Below are 16,231 nucleotides of genomic sequence, written 5' to 3'. Positions count from 1 at the left end.
TTGCACGGCACTGCCAGCGCAAAAACGCTTGCGCCGCCACAGGCTAGCGTGAGTTCCTGTCATTTTCACCCGTTGCGATGTTTCATCCCATGGATTTCAACAGGCTAAGCGTTTATTTTCAGAGCTAAAGACAATGAGGCATCAATATGAAGCAGGTTGAAATAGCTGTTATCGGCGGCGGTCTGGCAGGTATGATCGCGGCGATCGCATTGGCGCGCGGTGGGCGGGCTGTTGCCCTCGTGGCGGCGGCGCATCACAAAGCCGACCGGCGGACGACGGCACTGATGGACCAATCGATTCGCTTCCTGGAGCGGCTGGCGCTGTGGGACAAGATTGCGCCTTCCACCGCAGCGTTGACCACGATGCAGATCATCGACGGCACGACGCGGCTACTGCGTGCGCCGACCGTCGCCTTTCGTGCTTCGGAGATCGGCCTCGACGCCTTCGGCTACAATATCCCGAACGAGTCGCTGCTCAATGCCCTCAGCGAAGCCGTAAAGGCGGAAGGCAACATCGAGCTTATCGAGACCAGCGCGGCAGGGATCGCCGTGCGCGACGATGGCGTTGCCATTACGCTGGAGGATGGCGAGACGGTCGAAGCGGCTTTCGTCGTCGGCGCGGACGGACGCAATTCGATGGTGCGGGAAACCGTCGGGATCAAGGTGAAGCGCTGGTCCTATCCGCAATCGGCCATGGTGCTGAACTTCGCGCATTCACTGCCGCATCAGGACATTTCGACCGAGTTCCACACCGAAAGCGGGCCTTTCACCCAGGTCCCCCTGCCTGGCAATCGCTCGAGCCTCGTTTGGGTGCAGAAGCCGGCGGACGCCGCGGTCAATGCCGAGAAATCGCTGGAAGACCTCGGCCGCGTGATCGAGGATCGGATGCAGTCGATGCTCGGCAAAATCACCGTCGAAGACAGCGTACAGGTCTGGCCGCTCTCCGGCATGACGGCCTACAGCTTCGGCAAGGGGCGCGTCGCGCTGATCGGCGAAGCCGCCCACGTCTTTCCGCCGATCGGCGCTCAGGGGTTGAACCTCAGCCTGCGCGATATCCTGACGCTCGTCGAAATTCTGGCAAGCCCCACCGGCCAGCCGATTTCGGCATCTGCAGGCGACAGTTTCGACCGCCGCCGCCGGCTCGATATCATCAGCCGCACGGCGAGCGTCGACCTGTTGAACCGCTCGCTGCTTACGGATTTCCTGCCTGTCCAGATGCTTCGGGCTGCGGGGCTGCACGTCCTTTCGGCCATTCCCCCGCTGCGCAACTTGGTTATGCGCGAAGGCATCGAGCCGGGCGGCAGCCTGCGCGGCTTTCCCTCTATGCTAAGAGAAAAGCTGCGCAGGTAAGGCACCGGATTTGATCAGGTAAAGCACTAGCGACACCGTCACCACTGAACAGGCGGTGGTGATCAGGATCGTGGCGGAGGCCCGCTCCTGCCAGACACCATATTGCTGGCCGATGACGAATACATTCGTCGCCGTTGGCAAGGCTGCGAGCAGCACCGCCGATTCGATCCAGATCGCGTCGAACCCGCCGACGGCCTGCAGCACGATATAAACCACCAGCGGATGCAGTATGAGCTTGACCGGCACGATATAACCGATCTCGGTCGGGATACGTTTCAGCGGCCGCAGCGCCAATGTCACGCCCATGGCGAACAACGCGCAGGGTGCGGCAGCCTGGGCGAGATAGTCGACGAAACGCTGGAAGGCGACCGGTTGGTGGATCGAAAGGGCGGCGGCGGCAAAGCCGAGGGCGGTCGACAAAATGAAGGGGTGCAGCAGCACCTTTCTCGCAATGTCGCCAGCAAGTCGCCAGGGCGAACGTTTATCACCGCCCTCGATTGCCATCAGCCCCGGCGCGACGATGAAATGCAGCGCATTTTCAAAGCAGATGATCAGGGCGACGGGAACGGCGGCCTTCTCGCCGAGCGCCAGCAGCGCCAGACCGGGACCCATATAGCCGATATTGCCGTAAGCACCAGCAAAGGCCTGGATCGTGCTGTCGGCCAGCGAATTGCGGCGCAGGAAACATCCGATCAGGAACAGCAGCAGGAAGATCAGGTAGGTCGCGGCAATGTCGGTGACGACGAAATCGGCACGCGTCAACTGCTCGATCGGCGTTTGCGAGACGAGCTTGAAGAACAAGGCCGGCAGCGCGGCATAGATGATGAAGGTATTGAGCCAGCCGAGCGCCTCGGTCGGCTGTTTCGTGATGCGCGCGGCGATGTAACCGATCACGATCAGGCCGAAGAACGGCAGCAACAGACCGACAATGTCAGCCATCGGGAATATCCATTTTGGGTGATTGGAAATGAAGGCGGGAGGGGCTTAACCGATTTGCATCAGAATTGGAAAGGTCTGCTGGAACCAGATCGCCATGTCGCTGACATAGCCGAATATGAACGCCAAGCCGGTCAATACGAGCAGCCCGCCCATGACCTTCTCGACAGTACCGAGATGGCGGCGGAAACGGACGAGAAAGCTCATGAAGGCACCGGAAAAGCCAGCGGCAATCCAGAAGGGGATGGCAAGGCCGAGCGAATAGATGGCAAGCAGCCCGGCGCCCGCGCCGATTGTCTCGCGCGAAGCCGCAACGCCGAGGATCGCGCCGAGCACAGGACCGATGCAGGGTGTCCAGCCGAAGGCGAAGGCAAGGCCCATGATATAGGCGCCCGTCAGCGTTGCCGGCTTGCCACCACCTTGAAAACGAGCCTCGCGCGCGAGAAAGCCAAGCCGGAAAACGCCGAGGAAATTCAGGCCCATAATGACGATGATCAGGCCGCCGATTTTGGCAAGGATATCGAGATGCTGACGCAGCAGGATGCCGATCGAGGACGCTCCAGCACCCAGGGCAATGAAGACGGTCGCAAAGCCGAGCGTGAAGAACAGCGCCGAAAACAAGACATTGCCGCGAACGCTTGGCCCCACTGCCACAGCCGCTCCGCCGCCGCGGAATTGCTCGACGGAAATGCCGGCCATATAGCAGAGATAAGGCGGCACCAGCGGCAATACGCAGGGCGAAAGAAACGAAAGCGCTCCGGCGAACAAGGCGCTCAGAAGCGAGATATCTGCAAGCGACACGATAGACTCCGGCTATGTCATTCCATCGTCTTACTAGCGTCATGGCAGCCGGAAGGCCAATCACCTTTTCGCGGGTGGCGCGGGCGACGCCGTGACGTTGGTCAGCGAACAGAAAATCGTTGAGGCACAAAAGAAACCCGCCGAAGCGGGTTCTGTCGTTTCTTAAAAAATCGGTCGGCGAATGCTGGCTTTCCCAGCTCTATTACTGGCACACCAAATAAGCGCTCGGCACGCACGTGCAGGCATATGCCCGGGTCGGGCAGACCATGTCCTGAAGGGTGCGATCGTCGCAGTTACAGGTGATGAAATATGACGACCGGTCCGGCATCTTCAATATATTGACGGTCGCGTATCCGCTGCCGAGGTCCGCACGCCTGTATTGGAAGCTGGAGGCGGGATTGCTGGTATCGGGCTTGCTGGCAGGAGGGGCTGCCTGGGTGGCTGTGGCAAGCTCCGCGAAAATCGTCACTGCCAACCAATTCAATCGATGTCGTCCCATCATCGGGTAATTCCTTTAAAGAACTCGTTCGACCCTACCCCCAATGTCGGTCGCCTACGCTATCCGCAATCCCCAATTGCATATAACCACGCCGCGCAAACTCGCTGCGAGACAGACCGAATATAACTCATGCGCCCCATGCTCAATAGCGACATTTCAAAAACACGTATCTCGATGCCCGAAGCGAGAAGCCGGTCGCAGGGAACTGCCGACGGCCTCTCGCGTTCGTTCTGAGCTATGGGCCGTATAGCGGCGTATACGGATGGCGGAAGCGGCTCACCAATTAGGGCCTTCTTCACATACCGCTAATATCCGAATTTACCTGCTTCAACATGGGCACCATTGTTTCTAATCGTCCAATGACTGCGAGGAGCGTGTTATGGCGCCTGTCGATACAGAGCATTTCGAAGCCTTGAGGGGCGAAAATGGCAACTCCCTTGGCATGATTCCGGCACATGATTCGTCGGCCGATGCGATGAGGCACAAATCCGAAAACGTGTTGCGACTGAAGGCCGAAGGAAAGTCGATGGATTGCATCGCCCGCGAGGCAGGCGTCAGTCGCTCTACCGTGACCCGAATCATGCGCTATGTGGAACGAGCGTCCGCCGGGTAGCGGCGGCGCAGAAACCGTTCGTCCCATCGCAAATAGCTGATTTTTGCGAAGTTTTGGTGAGAGCGATGGGATTCGAACCCATGACCTACTGATTAAAAGTCAGTTGCTCTACCAGCTGAGCTACGCTCTCCCCGTCCGCGGGTGATTTGCACCCCGGCTGGAAGTGCGCGGAACATATGCAGACACCCTATCGCGGTCAACCCAAAATCGTCGTTGCAGCGATGCAAAATGCTTTTCCCCATGTCGAGGTGGTGAAACCTGTCCTTCTCGCCGGCTGAACCGCGAAGATCAGCGGACAGCTGGGGCTTTTGTCACAAGATGCGGTGATCGGTCGTTTTGATGATAAAGCACTGAGCAATTCCGCAATTCTGAGACTAGCTTTGGTTTATCCTTGCCTTTTTGGGAGCTTGCCGCGCAATTTTTGCGTGCCAACTACGCCTTTCTCATTCAAATGAATGACTCGGCGAGCGTTACTTTAGAATGTTACCACAGTTTTAATACGATGATTTGAATGTATACGACGTTGTCGAAGCTTGTTGCTGCATTCTCAGGTCATCTGTTCGGTATCAGGTTTGGTCCGGCACTGGGGGACGCCATGAAGCAGAAACCCGAGCTTTACAAATGGTGCAAAGCACAGGAACAATTTCTGCGTTTTCATTTGCGTTGTCTGAAACAAGGCCGTATCCGGGTGCACGCCGTCGAAAACAACCGCTTCATAGACACGACCGATGAAATCACCGAGGAGCTGGGAAAACAGCTTGCCGATCTCAGAGCTTGCCTTGGTGTGCCGGAACAACCGTAACATTTTCCCTCAATAATCACGATTGCAACGAGTAGCCCGATCGCGAGCCACGCCCATTTGTTTGCGGGCCGAATCGCTTTTGGTGTATATCGACATTTGTTAACAACCCGCCGATTCCCTCAGGAGGTTCTCTATGGAAGACGCACACGTCGGTTGGATCGCAGCAATCATCATCGGCGGCCTTGCTGGCTGGCTCGCCGAGAAGCTCATGGAAAGCAACATGGGCCTCATCATGAACATCATCCTCGGCATTGTCGGGGCAATTGTAGCTAGCTGGCTCCTGGGAATCCTGCACATCGCATTGCCGTTCAACGCGTGGATCAACTATTTGATCACCGGCTTTATCGGTGCCTGCATCCTGATTTTCGTCGGCCGATTGATCAGACGATAGACGCGCGCCGCACGGCAAGAAACCCTTTAGAGCAGGGCCATTCAAAGGGAAGACGAGACAGTTCGTCTTCCCTTTTTATTACGTTTGTGTGACGTCGCGACCTTTTCAACCTCGCCTGCGGCCCTAGCTTCGTTGATAGGACGCAAGAGGAGGTTGGAAGCATGACGGAAAGCGCCAATCAGATGCCGGGCCGGAAGGTGATACGCGGTCGCCCGTATAGCATCGCTGAATTTGCGCGGAAATATCACCTCGACGACAAAGAGGCCAAGCGGCTGTACGACAAATTCGGCCCGTCTTCGACGGAGCTGGATTTGCTGATGGCTGCCAAGCGGAAACCGCCAAGCCTTTCCTCCGCAATCGGCATTTGATCCGATATTGCGGCGATTTGAATCGAACTCTCGCCGCGCCCCCCGCTGTACCAAGATCAGAACTTCGGCAGTTCCCGACGGCTCGCCGGCGTGTTCCTGATGACGGCAACGAGCCTGAGGCAGGCTTCACCGACAGCGGCAGATGGTGCCGTTCGCCAGACGGCTGGCCTGCATCAACTCAGCCCCGGTCGCTCCACGCTGACCTGATATATCACGACAGCTTGCCATCGCGAAAACGACGTGCCAGTATGTGATATATCAGTACTGATCGGAATCAGCCGGGAATGCAGGATTCGCAAAGCCATCTCGCCTATCTCGCCCTTGAGCATCGGATCGTTACGCTGGCGCTGAAACCCGGTGCGCTGGTAACGGAGAAGCAACTGATCGAATTGGCAGGCCACGGACGCACGCCGGTGCGCGAGGCAATCCAGAAGCTGGCATGGCAGGGGCTGATCCATGTGCGGCCCCGCGTCGGGTTGCAGATCGCGGAAATTCGACCGGGAGACCATATACACGTCATGCAGGTCAGACGCGAACTCGAGCCGATGGCAGCATCGCTGGTCGCCAGCCATGCCACCCGGGAACAACGGGAGCAACTACTCGACTGTGCCAGGTTGATGACCGATTGCGCCGCCACAGGCGATCTTTCGGGCTTCTTCGCCGCCGACAAGACATTCGATGAAATCCTCGAGGAGGCCTGCCCGAATGGCTTCATCACGGCCGCACTCGGACCGGTGCAGACCCATTCGCGGCGGCTCTGGTATTCGACCGCAACGCCCGACGGCATGGACCGGTCGATCGCTCTGCACGTGCGGGTCATCAGGGCGATCCATCAGGGCAGTGCCGAAGACGCCCGCAAAGCGATGGCGACACTGATTGATTATCTCAGCGACAAATGAAAAGGGCGGCCTCGGTGCTGAGACCGCCCTTCCCTATTCCGATATTTGAAAAACTCTCAGAGCGGCTCCGCTTTTCACGAAAACGCTGAACCGCTCCATCTTTTGTTTTTCGCAATCCGGGACGGAAAACGGCTTCGCACTTTTCCTGGATTGCTTTAGCCGACGAAAGCACGTTCGATCACGAATTCGGCCGGCTTGCTATTGGCGCCTTCATTGAGGCCCGCCTTTTCAAGCAGGTCCTTGGTGTCCTTCAGCATGGCCGAGGAGCCGCAGATCATGCCGCGGTCGATCGCAGGATCCAACGCGGGAACGCCGAGATCGGCGAAGAGTTTGCCGTTTTCGATAAGATCGGTGATCCGGCCCTTGAAAGGAAACTCTTCGCGGGTGACGGTCGCATAGTGGCGCAGCTTGTCGCCGACGATTTCGCTCAACATTTCATCGTTGCGTATTTCTTCGACGAGATCGAAGCCGTATTTCAGCTCCGCCACATCGCGGGTGGTGTGGGTGAGGATTACTTCCTCGAACTTTTCATAGGTCTCGGGATCGCGGATTAGGCTGGCGAAAGGCGCAATGCCCGTACCCGTCGAGAACATATACAGCCGCTTGCCCGGCGTCAGTGCGTCGAGCACCAACGTACCGGTCGGCTTCTTGCGCATCAGTACCTCGTCGCCCGGCTTGATATTCTGCAGATGCGACGTCAGCGGACCGTCGGGCACCTTGATTGAGAAGAATTCGAGCTCATCCGCCCAGGCGGGGCTCGCGATCGAATAGGCGCGGTAAAGCGGCTTGCCGTCGACCATAAGCCCGATCATCGCAAATTCACCCGAGCGGAAACGGAAGCCCTGCGGCCGGGTCATCGTGAAACGAAAGAGCCGGTCGGTATAATGAGTCACGCTCAGCACCTTCTCGGCGAAAACGCCGGCGGGCACTGCGGAAACAAATTCTTCGGTCTTGGCGGGGGCGTTCATTCGGTATCGGATCCCGTATTCGTCGTCTATGTCGTTCTTGCGGTCTGCTCGTTGCGAGGCTGATATTATAATATAGCCCGCATTTAAAGGCATTCTATTCCATCTCGCGATGCGGGACTGAAATATGCGTATTCCGGTCAAGATTTAACCGACACCAGAATACATATGGTGATCGGCAAGAACATGGCAATCGACCTTGTCAAATTGCCGCGAGTTGCCACCTTCGCGATGGTCAAGCCGATTTAGCCGATAACCGCCGCCAGCTAAAGGCCTGGCCGCCTTCCGCGTGCCTGACGGCCGGCTGATAGTGGTGCGGAATGCCCGGCAGGCGATTTTCCGAAAGCCGCTTGAGCGCCGTTTCGTTGGTGACCGCGAAACTGTCAATGCCGACGCGCAGCATCAACGGAATCTGATCGATCAGCACATCGCCCACGGCGCGCAGCTCATTGGTGTAGCCTAGACGCTGACGGAGCAGTGAAGCGTGGCTGAAGGCACGGCCATCGTTGAAAGCCGGGAACGCGACGGCGACGATCTCCAAGCGATAGAGATAGGGCTCCAGCCTCGTCACATCGTCGGCCGGCTTGATCAAAACGCCCAGGCCGACATCGTTGCTTTCCTCAGCCCTGGCGATCAATGCGTCGAGGCCGAGCAGCGGCTTCTGCTCTTCGGTCGCCTTGACATCATCGGTCTCGATGACCCAGGGATCGTTTGCGACAAAACCTGTTTCCCGCCAAATCTTCGTCATGATCATCTCCTTATGCCGCTTCGGCCGCATTCGAGGACGAGCCATAAAGCGCGTCCTTGAAGGGCTGCGGTCCGACGCGACGATAGGCGGCGAGGAAGGTTTCGGAGTGTTCCAGGCGCAAGCCGAGATAGGTGTCTACGATCGTCTCGATCGCATCGGTCACCTTGTCCGGCTCGAAGCCGCGGCCGATGATCTCACCGATCGAAGTATGCTCATCGCCGGAGCCGCCAAGCGTGATCTGATAGAGCTCGGCACCCTTCTTCTCGACGCCCAGCAAACCGATATGGCCGACATGGTGATGGCCGCAGGCATTGATGCAGCCCGAAATCTTGATCTTCAGCTCACCGATCTCGGCCTGACGCTCGGCCGACCCAAAGCGCTTGGAGATTTCCTGCGCAACAGGGATCGAACGAGCATTGGCGAGAGCGCAATAATCGAGCCCTGGGCAGGCGATAATGTCGGTGATCAGGCCGGCATTGGCGGTCTCCAGGCCGGCAGCGACCAGGCCGCGATAGACGGCTTCGAGATCGGCGAGCGCCACATGCGGCAGGATCAGGTTCTGCTCATGGCTGACGCGGATTTCGTCGAAAGCATATTCTTCGGCGATATCGGCGACCACGTCCATCTGCGCATCCGAAGCATCGCCCGGAATGCCGCCGATCGGCTTCAGCGAGATCGTCACCATGCCGTAATCGGGGTTCTTGTGCGGCTGCACGTTCTGCTGCACCCAGCGGGCAAAATCGGGATCGGCCTTCTTCCATCGAGCAAGGTTTTCCCAGCCTTCGGCGCGCTCTGGCAAAGCCGGCGGCGCGAAATAGGTCGCGATCGCCTGAACGTCGGCCTCAGGAAGCTTCAGTTCCGTGTCCTTCAGTTTCGCAAACTCGACCTCGACCTGACGAGCCAGTTCCTCGGCGCCGGTTTCGTGCACGAGGATCTTGATGCGGGCCTTGTATTTGTTGTCGCGACGGCCGTGCAGATTGTACACGCGCACGATGGCGGTTGTGTAGGAGAGCAGGTCTTCTTCCGGCAGGAAGTCGCGGATCAGCTTGGCGACCATCGGCGTGCGGCCCTGCCCGCCGCCGACATAGACGGCGAAGCCGATCTCGCCCTTATCGTTTTTCTTCAGATGCAGGCCGATGTCGTGCACCTGGATGGCGGCACGGTCACGTTCGGCGCCGGTGACGGCGATCTTGAACTTGCGCGGCAGGAAGGAGAATTCCGGATGGACGGAAGACCACTGGCGCAGGATTTCCGCATAGGGACGCGGGTCGGCGACTTCGTCGGCGGCGGCACCGGCAAAATGGTCGGCCGTGACGTTGCGAATGCAATTGCCTGACGTCTGAATGGCGTGCATCTCAACGGAGGCAAGCTGGGCAAGCACATCGGGTATATCGGACAGCTTCGGCCAGTTGAACTGCAGGTTCTGGCGGGTGGTGAAATGGCCATAACCACGGTCATAGGTACGGGCGATATGCGCAAGCATGCGCACCTGGCGTGAGCTTAGCGTGCCATAGGGAATAGCGATACGCAGCATGTAGGCATGGAGCTGCAGATAGACGCCATTCATCAGACGCAGCGGCTTGAACGCATCTTCCGAGAGTTCTCCCGAAAGGCGCCGCTGCACCTGATCGCGGAACTGTGCAACCCGTTCCGCGACAAAGGCGTGGTCAAATTCGTCGTAGCGATACATGATTTCCTCAGACTGCAATGAATTCCGGATCGGCCGCGGCGTAGCCCGGCGCGTATTCCATGGTGGGACCTTCGGCACGGATGCGCTCGCGCAGGCGCAGCGGCCAGAGCTTGCCGCCGGTTGCCTGAACTTCGATCAAGGCGACATCGACAACCTTGTTGTCGGCGTAGGCCTGCTTACCGATCGCCTCGAGCGCAGCTTCCGCCTCCGCATGACGAGCGACAAGCGCCTCCTGCAGCGAGGGCACCCACTCACCATTGGCATTCAACCAGACGGCAATGCCATCGGTCAGCCGGTTGGCGGTCAGAACCTTGTCGACCATCGGTCAGCTCCTTGCAAATTCTTGAGCGGCGGTCTCCTGACGGACCAGCGGCTCGGACTGTTCGAAATTGGCGCCGGCGACCGCATCGCCGATGATGACCATGACCGGGCCGTTCAGCTCATCGCGATGCTCCAGGTCAGGCAGATCCTTCAATGTGCCGTGCATCAGGCGGCGATCGCGGCGGCTGGCGTTCTCGATGACGGCGACGGTCGTCTCGGCAGGAAGCCCGGCGTTCATCAAGCGGCCGGCAACGGAAGCGGCGACCGTGCGGCCCATGTAGACGGCAATGGTCGCGCCGGATAAGGCGAGGCTCGCCCAGTCCGGCAGGACGTCGCCGGTCAGGTCGTGACCGGTGGTGAAGACCAGCGATGAGGCGACGCCGCGCAGCGTCAACGGAAGCTCGAAATCGGCAGCCGCGGCAAAGGCGGACGTGATGCCCGGAACGATCTCATAGGTCACGCCGGCGGCACGCAGGGCAGCCATCTCTTCGCCTGCCCTGCCATAAACCAGCGGATCGCCAGACTTCAACCGCACGACGCGTTTACCGTCTTGGCCAAGCTGCACCAGCAGATCGTTGATCTCTTCCTGCGATTTGGTGTGGCAGCCCTTGCGTTTGCCGACAGAAAGACGCTCGGCATCGCGGCGGCCCATGTCGACGATCGCCTGCGGCACGAGCGCGTCATAGACGACGACATCGGCTTCCATCATCACGCGCTGAGCGCGCAACGTCAGCAGATCCTCCGCGCCCGGACCGGCGCCCACCAGCCACACATGGCCTTCAACCTTGTGCATCGAGTGCAGCAAGCTGTCGGCGGCGCGTTCGGCCTGGGGCAAATGACCTGCACTGACGGCGTCGGCGACGGGGCCGGAAAAGAAGCGACGCCAGAAGACGCGGCGAGCGACGCCGCGCGGAACGAGGCGATCGACGGATTTGCGATAGCTCGTCGCCAGCTCCGCGAGTTTGCCGAGCGAGGGCGACAGCAGCTGGTCGATCTGCGCCCGGATCATCTGCGCCAGCACAGGGCCTGCGCCCTCGGTACCGATGGCAACAGCAACGGGGGCGCGGTTGACGAGCGCCGGAGTGTAGAAATCGCAATAGTCCGGCTGATCGACAGCGTTCGCCGGAATTCTTTCGGCGCGAGCAGCATCGACAATGGCGCGGTCGGCTTCGGCATCGCCGGTGGCGGCGAATACCAGAGCAGCGCCCTTGACCTGATCCGGCGAAAAGGCAGCGCGCACGGTTTCGATGCGGTTGGCGATCAGGAAGGAATGATAGTCGGCTTCCGGCGTTTGCGTGTAGGCGACGATCTTCGCCTGCGTGTTCATCAGCAGCCGCGTCTTGGCGAAGGCTTCATCACCATTGCCGAAAACAGCCGCCGTCCGTCCCTCCATACGAAAGAAGGCGGGAAACACCGAAAGCTTGTCAGTCTTGGGAGGCATTATCATTCCACTTCGAGATTGCCCGAATATCACCCTAGCGGCCAAGAGAATGAAGAAACAGAAATTCTAATGCCCCGGCGAGTCCGTATTCTTTTGCTCGACATCTCTCCGATTTGAGCAAAACTCACCAGACACTCAGAATAACATAAATACAGGAAATCCATAGACTTTTGAGACTTCTTGCCATCAAAGACAGTCCTATTCCCTGTGGCAAATGGAGTCCATACGTCATTTGCGCATTCCGCCGCGCCGACAATGCCGTTAAAGTAAACGAAAACGCCCCGGAGTCTACCGTTTGTCTGCCAACACCATCGCCGCTCGCCTCCTCGATGTCATGGAACTCGATGTCCTGCCACTGACACAAAGAGGGGTGGCCGCTGGAAACAAGGTATTCGGCGCAGCGATCCTGCGCAAATCAGACCTGTCGCTGGTCATCGCCGAAACAAACAACGAGCTGGAAAATCCGCTCTGGCATGGCGAGGTCCATGCGCTAAAGCGCTTTTATGAACTCGACGAAAAGCCGGCGACCAAGGATCTGATTTTCCTCTCGACCCATGAGCCCTGCACCATGTGCATGTCAGCCATCACCTGGGCTGGTTTCGATAATTTCTACTATTTCTTCAGTCACGAGGATTCCCGCGACGCCTTTGCAATTCCGCATGACCTGAAAATCCTGAAAGAGGTATTCGGACTGGAACCGGGCGGCTATCGCCGGCAGAATGCTTTCTGGAACAGTTTTGCGGTCGCCGATCTCATCGAAACCGAGGCGGATCCACTGAAAACGACACTTCGGGAACAGACGGCGCGCATCAAGGCCGCCTATGCCGGGCTCTCCGACAGCTATCAGGCGTCCAAGAGCGAAAACGACATTCCACTGAACTGACCAAGACAAGATTGATAGAGGCCCCGATGGAAGCATCGCGAGACATATCCCGCCTGATCGAAATCATGGCGGCGCTGCGCAATCCCGAGACCGGTTGCCCCTGGGACATCGTCCAGACCTTCGAGACCATCAAGCCCTACACGATCGAGGAGGCCTATGAGGTTTCGGACGCGATCGAACGCAAGGACATGGACGACCTCTGCGAGGAGCTTGGCGATCTTCTGCTACAGGTCGTTTTCCACGCCCGTATGGCCGAGGAAGCGGGCGAATTCTCCTTCGGCGACGTGGTGGAAGCCATTACCCGCAAGATGATCCGCAGGCACCCGCATGTCTTCGCCGTCTCCGCCGCAGATACCCCCGATGCAGTGAAGCTGCAATGGGAACAGATCAAGGCAGAAGAGAAGCGCGAGCGCGCCGAGCGCCGGGCAAGGCGGGGTATTTCCGAGGATTTCAAAACCGGTTTCCTCGGTTCGGTGCAGCGCACATTCCCCGCCCTGACCGAGGCGCTGAAATTGCAGGAACGCGCCGGTAAAGTCGGCTTCGACTGGTCAGCGCCCGAACCGATCCTCGACAAGATCGAGGAAGAGATCGACGAATTGCGGGTGGCGCTTGCGAGCGGCGACAAGGCCAAAGTCAGTGACGAGCTGGGTGACCTGATCTTCGCAGTCGTCAATATCGGGCGGCATGTGAAAGCGGATCCCGAGCAGGCGTTGCGCGGCACAAACACGAAATTCCGCCGTCGTTTCAATCACATCGAAACGACACTAGCTGCCGAAGGCGAGACGCTGGACGGTGCCTCACTGGAGCGGATGGAAGATATCTGGCAGGCGGCCAAGGCGATTGAGCGTCAACTCGCTGAATAGAACGCAGCGGGACGCTATTCCCAGTCCTCGCGTTGCGGCTTTGGGCCATGGCCCATGCGCCGCTCCAGCTCCGCCGCTTCCGTCTCGGTCAGGCGTACGTCTAGCGTGACCGTGCCGTCCTCATTGTCTTCGCGACCATCGACGATGGCGTGATTGTAGAGCCAGGGCAGCAACGCCAGCTTGTCGACGGGCAGCGTGATCGTCGTCTCGGTCAGAACACCGGAGAGCCGGCGGCTGATTTCGTTCATCAGGCGATCGACGCCCTCACCGCTTTTTGCCGAGACCGCGATAACGTTTTCGGTGGTCGACGCCTTTTGGACAATGGCGTCGTGCGTCTCCGGTTCCAGTCTGTCGATCTTGTTCCAGACTTCGAGGATGCGTTCCGCTCCTTCCGCCTCGCCGATGCCGAGATCGCCGAGGATTCGCATGACATCGGCGCTCTGCGCCTGATTGTCGTCATCCGAAAGATCGCGGACGTGCAGGATCAGGTCGGCTTCCAAGACCTCTTCCAGCGTGGCGCGGAAAGCGGCCACGAGATGGGTCGGCAGGTCGGAGATGAAGCCAACGGTATCGGACAGGATCACGGTGCGGCCATGCGGCAACTTCATGCGCCGCAGCGTCGGATCGAGCGTCGCGAATAGCATGTCCTCGGCCAAAACGCCGGCGCCAGTGATCCGGTTGAACAGCGTCGACTTGCCGGCATTGGTATAGCCTACCAGCGCCACGATCGGATGCGGCACCTTCCTGCGCTTGGCGCGATGAAGCTGACGGGTGCGCACCACCTGCTCCAGCTCGCGCTCAAGCCGGATGATCCGCTCCTGCAGCAAGCGCCGGTCGGCTTCGATCTGAGTTTCGCCGGGGCCGCCCATGAAGCCCGCACCGCCGCGCTGGCGCTCAAGGTGGGTCCAGCTTCGGACCAATCGGCCCTTCTGATAGTTCAGATGCGCAAGTTCGACCTGTAGCGTGCCTTCCTTGGTGGAGGCGCGACGGCCGAAGATTTCGAGGATGAGGCCCGTGCGGTCGATGACCTTGGCGTTCCATTCCTTTTCGAGATTGCGCTGCTGTACCGGCGTAAGCGGATGATCGACGATCACCAGGCCGGCATTGAATTCATCAAGCAGTGCGCGGATCTCTTCGATCTTGCCGGTGCCGAGAAGCGTTGCCGGACGCGGATCGCTGATCGGCACGATCGAGCCGTTGACGACATCAAGGTCAATCGCCAGTGCGAGACCCTTGGCTTCTTCGAGCCGGCTCTCGGGGGAACGTGAGGTTGTTATCGCACCATCAGCCTGCGCGGAACGCGCCGCGCGCGCCTGCTTCAGAACGGGGACAACAACAACGGCATGCGTGTCATCCCGATGCTTTATCGCTTCCGGGATGATGGAATCATTTTTCGTATCGCGTGTCGTGATAGCGGCAAATCCTAGTTAGGATGCGACTTCTTCGCTCTCGAACATCTGCATCGGCTGGCCAGGCATGATCGTCGAGATCGCATGCTTGTAGACGAGCTGCGAATGGCCATCGCGGCGCAGCAGGACGCAGAAATTGTCGAAGGACGTAACAACGCCCGTAAGCTTTACGCCATTGATCAAAAAGATTGTGAGTGAAATCTTTTGTTTGCGAACTGTATTGAGAAATAGGTCCTGCAAATTCTGAGAACGTTCCGCCATCGCGCCGCTTCTTTCTTTTTTGCCAGCCTAAGCCGGTGAAATATCAAGATATACTGAGACCCCGGATAGGAGATATCCTCATTCTCTCCTCCCCAGCGCATGTTGGTATCAAATCGCAGTCTTTTCCGCAACGTCGAAAAAGGCTTCGCGAATTTTCTGCGAAACGCTTCCAGGATGACCGTTGGCGATGGTCTCGCCATCGATAGCAACCACGGGAAAACAAATGCTTGTGGCTGCCGTGATGAACACTTCGCGCGCCGCCATCATCTCTTCGACGGAGAAGAAGCGCTCGACGATAGGAAGCTCGAGTATCGCGGCCACATCCATCAGCGTCGTGCGCGTGATGCCGCGCAGAATGCCATGCTCGGCGGGACGAGTGACCAGGTTGCCATCGGGATCGACAATCCAGACGTTGGTCGCAGCACCCTCCTTCACCATGCCGTTATGGTCGATATAGATTGCTTCTTGTGCGCCGGCTTCCTTGGCCTGCTGACGAGCCAACGCGTTCGACAAAAGCCCGACCGACTTGATGTCGACCCGATCCCAGCGATTGTCGCGCACGGTAATTGCCTTGATGCCATTGGCATTTTTCTTGACGATGGCGGACTGATCGGTGCTCTTGGCAGTGACAACGATCGAGGATGGCGTGCCGTCGGCCGGGAAGACATGATCACGGCGGGCGACGCCGCGGGTGACCTGCAGATAGAACAGGCCATTGCGGACGTGATTGCGGCGCACGGTTTCGCGAATCACTTGGATCAGCGCGGCGCGACTCATCGGCCAGGCTATGCGCAATTCTCCGAGCGAGCGGTTGAGCCGGTCGAGATGGCGGGTGAGATCAACGATCAAGCCGTGACGGACTTCGCAGACTTCATAGACGCCGTCGGCAAATTGATAGCCGCGATCCTCGATATGAACCATGGCGTCGCTGTGCTTGACGTAACGACCATTGACATAAGCTATTCTCGGCATGGCGGACCCTGATCAGAATT

At 58.8% G+C, this 16,231-nt stretch carries 18 protein-coding genes and 1 tRNA gene; 8 read left to right on the top strand and 11 right to left on the bottom strand.

The genetic code is table 11. From position 1 onward, the window contains the following. Positions 1-146 precede the first annotated feature (146 nt). Complete coding sequence (locus tag CCGE525_RS10060) at positions 147-1,349, top strand: UbiH/UbiF family hydroxylase (protein ID WP_120704131.1); 1,203 nt, start codon at positions 147-149, stop codon at positions 1,347-1,349. On the opposite strand, the gene CCGE525_RS10055 is transcribed toward CCGE525_RS10060, so the two are convergent. After that, a complete protein-coding gene (locus CCGE525_RS10055) occupies positions 1,326-2,288 on the bottom strand; it encodes an AEC family transporter (RefSeq protein WP_120704130.1) in 963 nt (320 codons plus the stop codon). The two genes, CCGE525_RS10060 and CCGE525_RS10055, sit on opposite strands and share 24 nt — an antisense overlap. A gap of 45 nt (positions 2,289-2,333) precedes the next feature. Then, positions 2,334-3,086 (bottom strand): cytochrome c biogenesis CcdA family protein, encoded by a 753-nt coding sequence (locus CCGE525_RS10050; protein ID WP_120704129.1) that lies wholly within the window; start codon positions 3,084-3,086, stop codon positions 2,334-2,336. An 878-nt stretch (positions 3,087-3,964) separates the two neighbouring features. On the opposite strand from CCGE525_RS10050, the gene CCGE525_RS10040 reads away from it, so the two are divergent. Beyond that, on the top strand, positions 3,965-4,198 hold the full coding sequence (locus tag CCGE525_RS10040; protein ID WP_120704127.1) for a helix-turn-helix domain-containing protein: 234 nt from the start codon (positions 3,965-3,967) through the stop codon (positions 4,196-4,198). A 54-nt stretch (positions 4,199-4,252) separates the two neighbouring features. On the opposite strand, the gene CCGE525_RS10035 is transcribed toward CCGE525_RS10040, so the two are convergent. After that, positions 4,253-4,328, bottom strand: a tRNA-Lys gene (locus tag CCGE525_RS10035). Between the two features lie 381 nt (positions 4,329-4,709). Between CCGE525_RS10035 and CCGE525_RS38260 the strand changes: the two genes are divergently transcribed. From CCGE525_RS38260 to CCGE525_RS10015, 4 genes are all read left to right on the top strand, one after another. Then, positions 4,710-5,000, top strand: coding sequence for a hypothetical protein (locus CCGE525_RS38260; RefSeq protein ID WP_162950147.1), 291 nt, complete (start codon positions 4,710-4,712; stop codon positions 4,998-5,000). A gap of 133 nt (positions 5,001-5,133) precedes the next feature. Continuing rightward, positions 5,134-5,391: a GlsB/YeaQ/YmgE family stress response membrane protein gene (locus CCGE525_RS10025; protein ID WP_120704125.1), complete on the top strand. Its 258-nt coding sequence runs from the start codon at positions 5,134-5,136 to the stop codon at positions 5,389-5,391. A 161-nt stretch (positions 5,392-5,552) separates the two neighbouring features. Then, positions 5,553-5,759, top strand: coding sequence for a hypothetical protein (locus tag CCGE525_RS10020; protein ID WP_120704124.1), 207 nt, complete (start codon positions 5,553-5,555; stop codon positions 5,757-5,759). 284 nt (positions 5,760-6,043) lie between these two features. After that, positions 6,044-6,658, top strand: a complete 615-nt coding sequence (locus CCGE525_RS10015; RefSeq protein ID WP_120704123.1) for a GntR family transcriptional regulator — start codon at positions 6,044-6,046, stop codon at positions 6,656-6,658. Between the two features lie 155 nt (positions 6,659-6,813). Here CCGE525_RS10015 and CCGE525_RS10010 read toward each other — a convergent pair whose 3' ends face one another. The 5 genes from CCGE525_RS10010 to cysG form a co-directional block, all read right to left on the bottom strand. Further along, complete coding sequence (locus tag CCGE525_RS10010) at positions 6,814-7,626, bottom strand: ferredoxin--NADP reductase (RefSeq protein WP_120704122.1); 813 nt, start codon at positions 7,624-7,626, stop codon at positions 6,814-6,816. 232 nt (positions 7,627-7,858) lie between these two features. After that, a complete protein-coding gene (locus CCGE525_RS10005; RefSeq protein WP_120704121.1) occupies positions 7,859-8,371 on the bottom strand; it encodes a DUF934 domain-containing protein in 513 nt (170 codons plus the stop codon). Positions 8,372-8,381: 10 nt separating this feature from the next. Continuing rightward, positions 8,382-10,061 carry a nitrite/sulfite reductase gene (locus tag CCGE525_RS10000; protein WP_120704120.1) on the bottom strand — a complete coding sequence of 560 codons (1,680 nt, stop codon included), beginning with the start codon at positions 10,059-10,061 and terminating at the stop codon, positions 8,382-8,384. 7 nt (positions 10,062-10,068) lie between these two features. Beyond that, positions 10,069-10,383, bottom strand: a complete 315-nt coding sequence (locus CCGE525_RS09995) for a DUF2849 domain-containing protein (RefSeq protein ID WP_120704119.1) — start codon at positions 10,381-10,383, stop codon at positions 10,069-10,071. Positions 10,384-10,386: 3 nt separating this feature from the next. Then, positions 10,387-11,829, bottom strand: coding sequence for a siroheme synthase CysG (gene cysG / locus CCGE525_RS09990; RefSeq protein WP_205587445.1), 1,443 nt, complete (start codon positions 11,827-11,829; stop codon positions 10,387-10,389). Between the two features lie 289 nt (positions 11,830-12,118). On the opposite strand from cysG, the gene CCGE525_RS09985 reads away from it, so the two are divergent. Both CCGE525_RS09985 and mazG read left to right on the top strand, forming a co-directional pair. Beyond that, positions 12,119-12,706 (top strand): deaminase, encoded by a 588-nt coding sequence (locus CCGE525_RS09985; RefSeq protein ID WP_120704117.1) that lies wholly within the window; start codon positions 12,119-12,121, stop codon positions 12,704-12,706. Positions 12,707-12,732: 26 nt separating this feature from the next. Then, entirely contained in the window at positions 12,733-13,569 is an 837-nt protein-coding gene (gene mazG, locus CCGE525_RS09980; protein WP_120704116.1) for a nucleoside triphosphate pyrophosphohydrolase, read from the top strand. A gap of 14 nt (positions 13,570-13,583) precedes the next feature. Here mazG and hflX read toward each other — a convergent pair whose 3' ends face one another. The 3 genes from hflX to CCGE525_RS09965 all read right to left on the bottom strand — a co-directional run bounded on the left by hflX (position 13,584) and on the right by CCGE525_RS09965 (position 16,211). Next, positions 13,584-14,936 (bottom strand): GTPase HflX, encoded by a 1,353-nt coding sequence (gene hflX, locus CCGE525_RS09975; protein ID WP_162950245.1) that lies wholly within the window; start codon positions 14,934-14,936, stop codon positions 13,584-13,586. Positions 14,937-14,996: 60 nt separating this feature from the next. Further along, positions 14,997-15,239, bottom strand: coding sequence for an RNA chaperone Hfq (gene hfq / locus CCGE525_RS09970; RefSeq protein WP_007693481.1), 243 nt, complete (start codon positions 15,237-15,239; stop codon positions 14,997-14,999). A 108-nt stretch (positions 15,240-15,347) separates the two neighbouring features. After that, positions 15,348-16,211, bottom strand: coding sequence for a D-amino-acid transaminase (locus tag CCGE525_RS09965; protein ID WP_120704114.1), 864 nt, complete (start codon positions 16,209-16,211; stop codon positions 15,348-15,350). Positions 16,212-16,231 lie beyond the last annotated feature (20 nt).

Origin of the sequence: Rhizobium jaguaris, from assembly GCF_003627755.1 — a bacterium.
Lineage (GTDB): Bacteria > Pseudomonadota > Alphaproteobacteria > Rhizobiales > Rhizobiaceae > Rhizobium > Rhizobium jaguaris.
The sequence above is the reverse complement of the archived record's forward strand: the minus strand, read 5'-3'. Positions and strand labels throughout refer to the sequence as shown.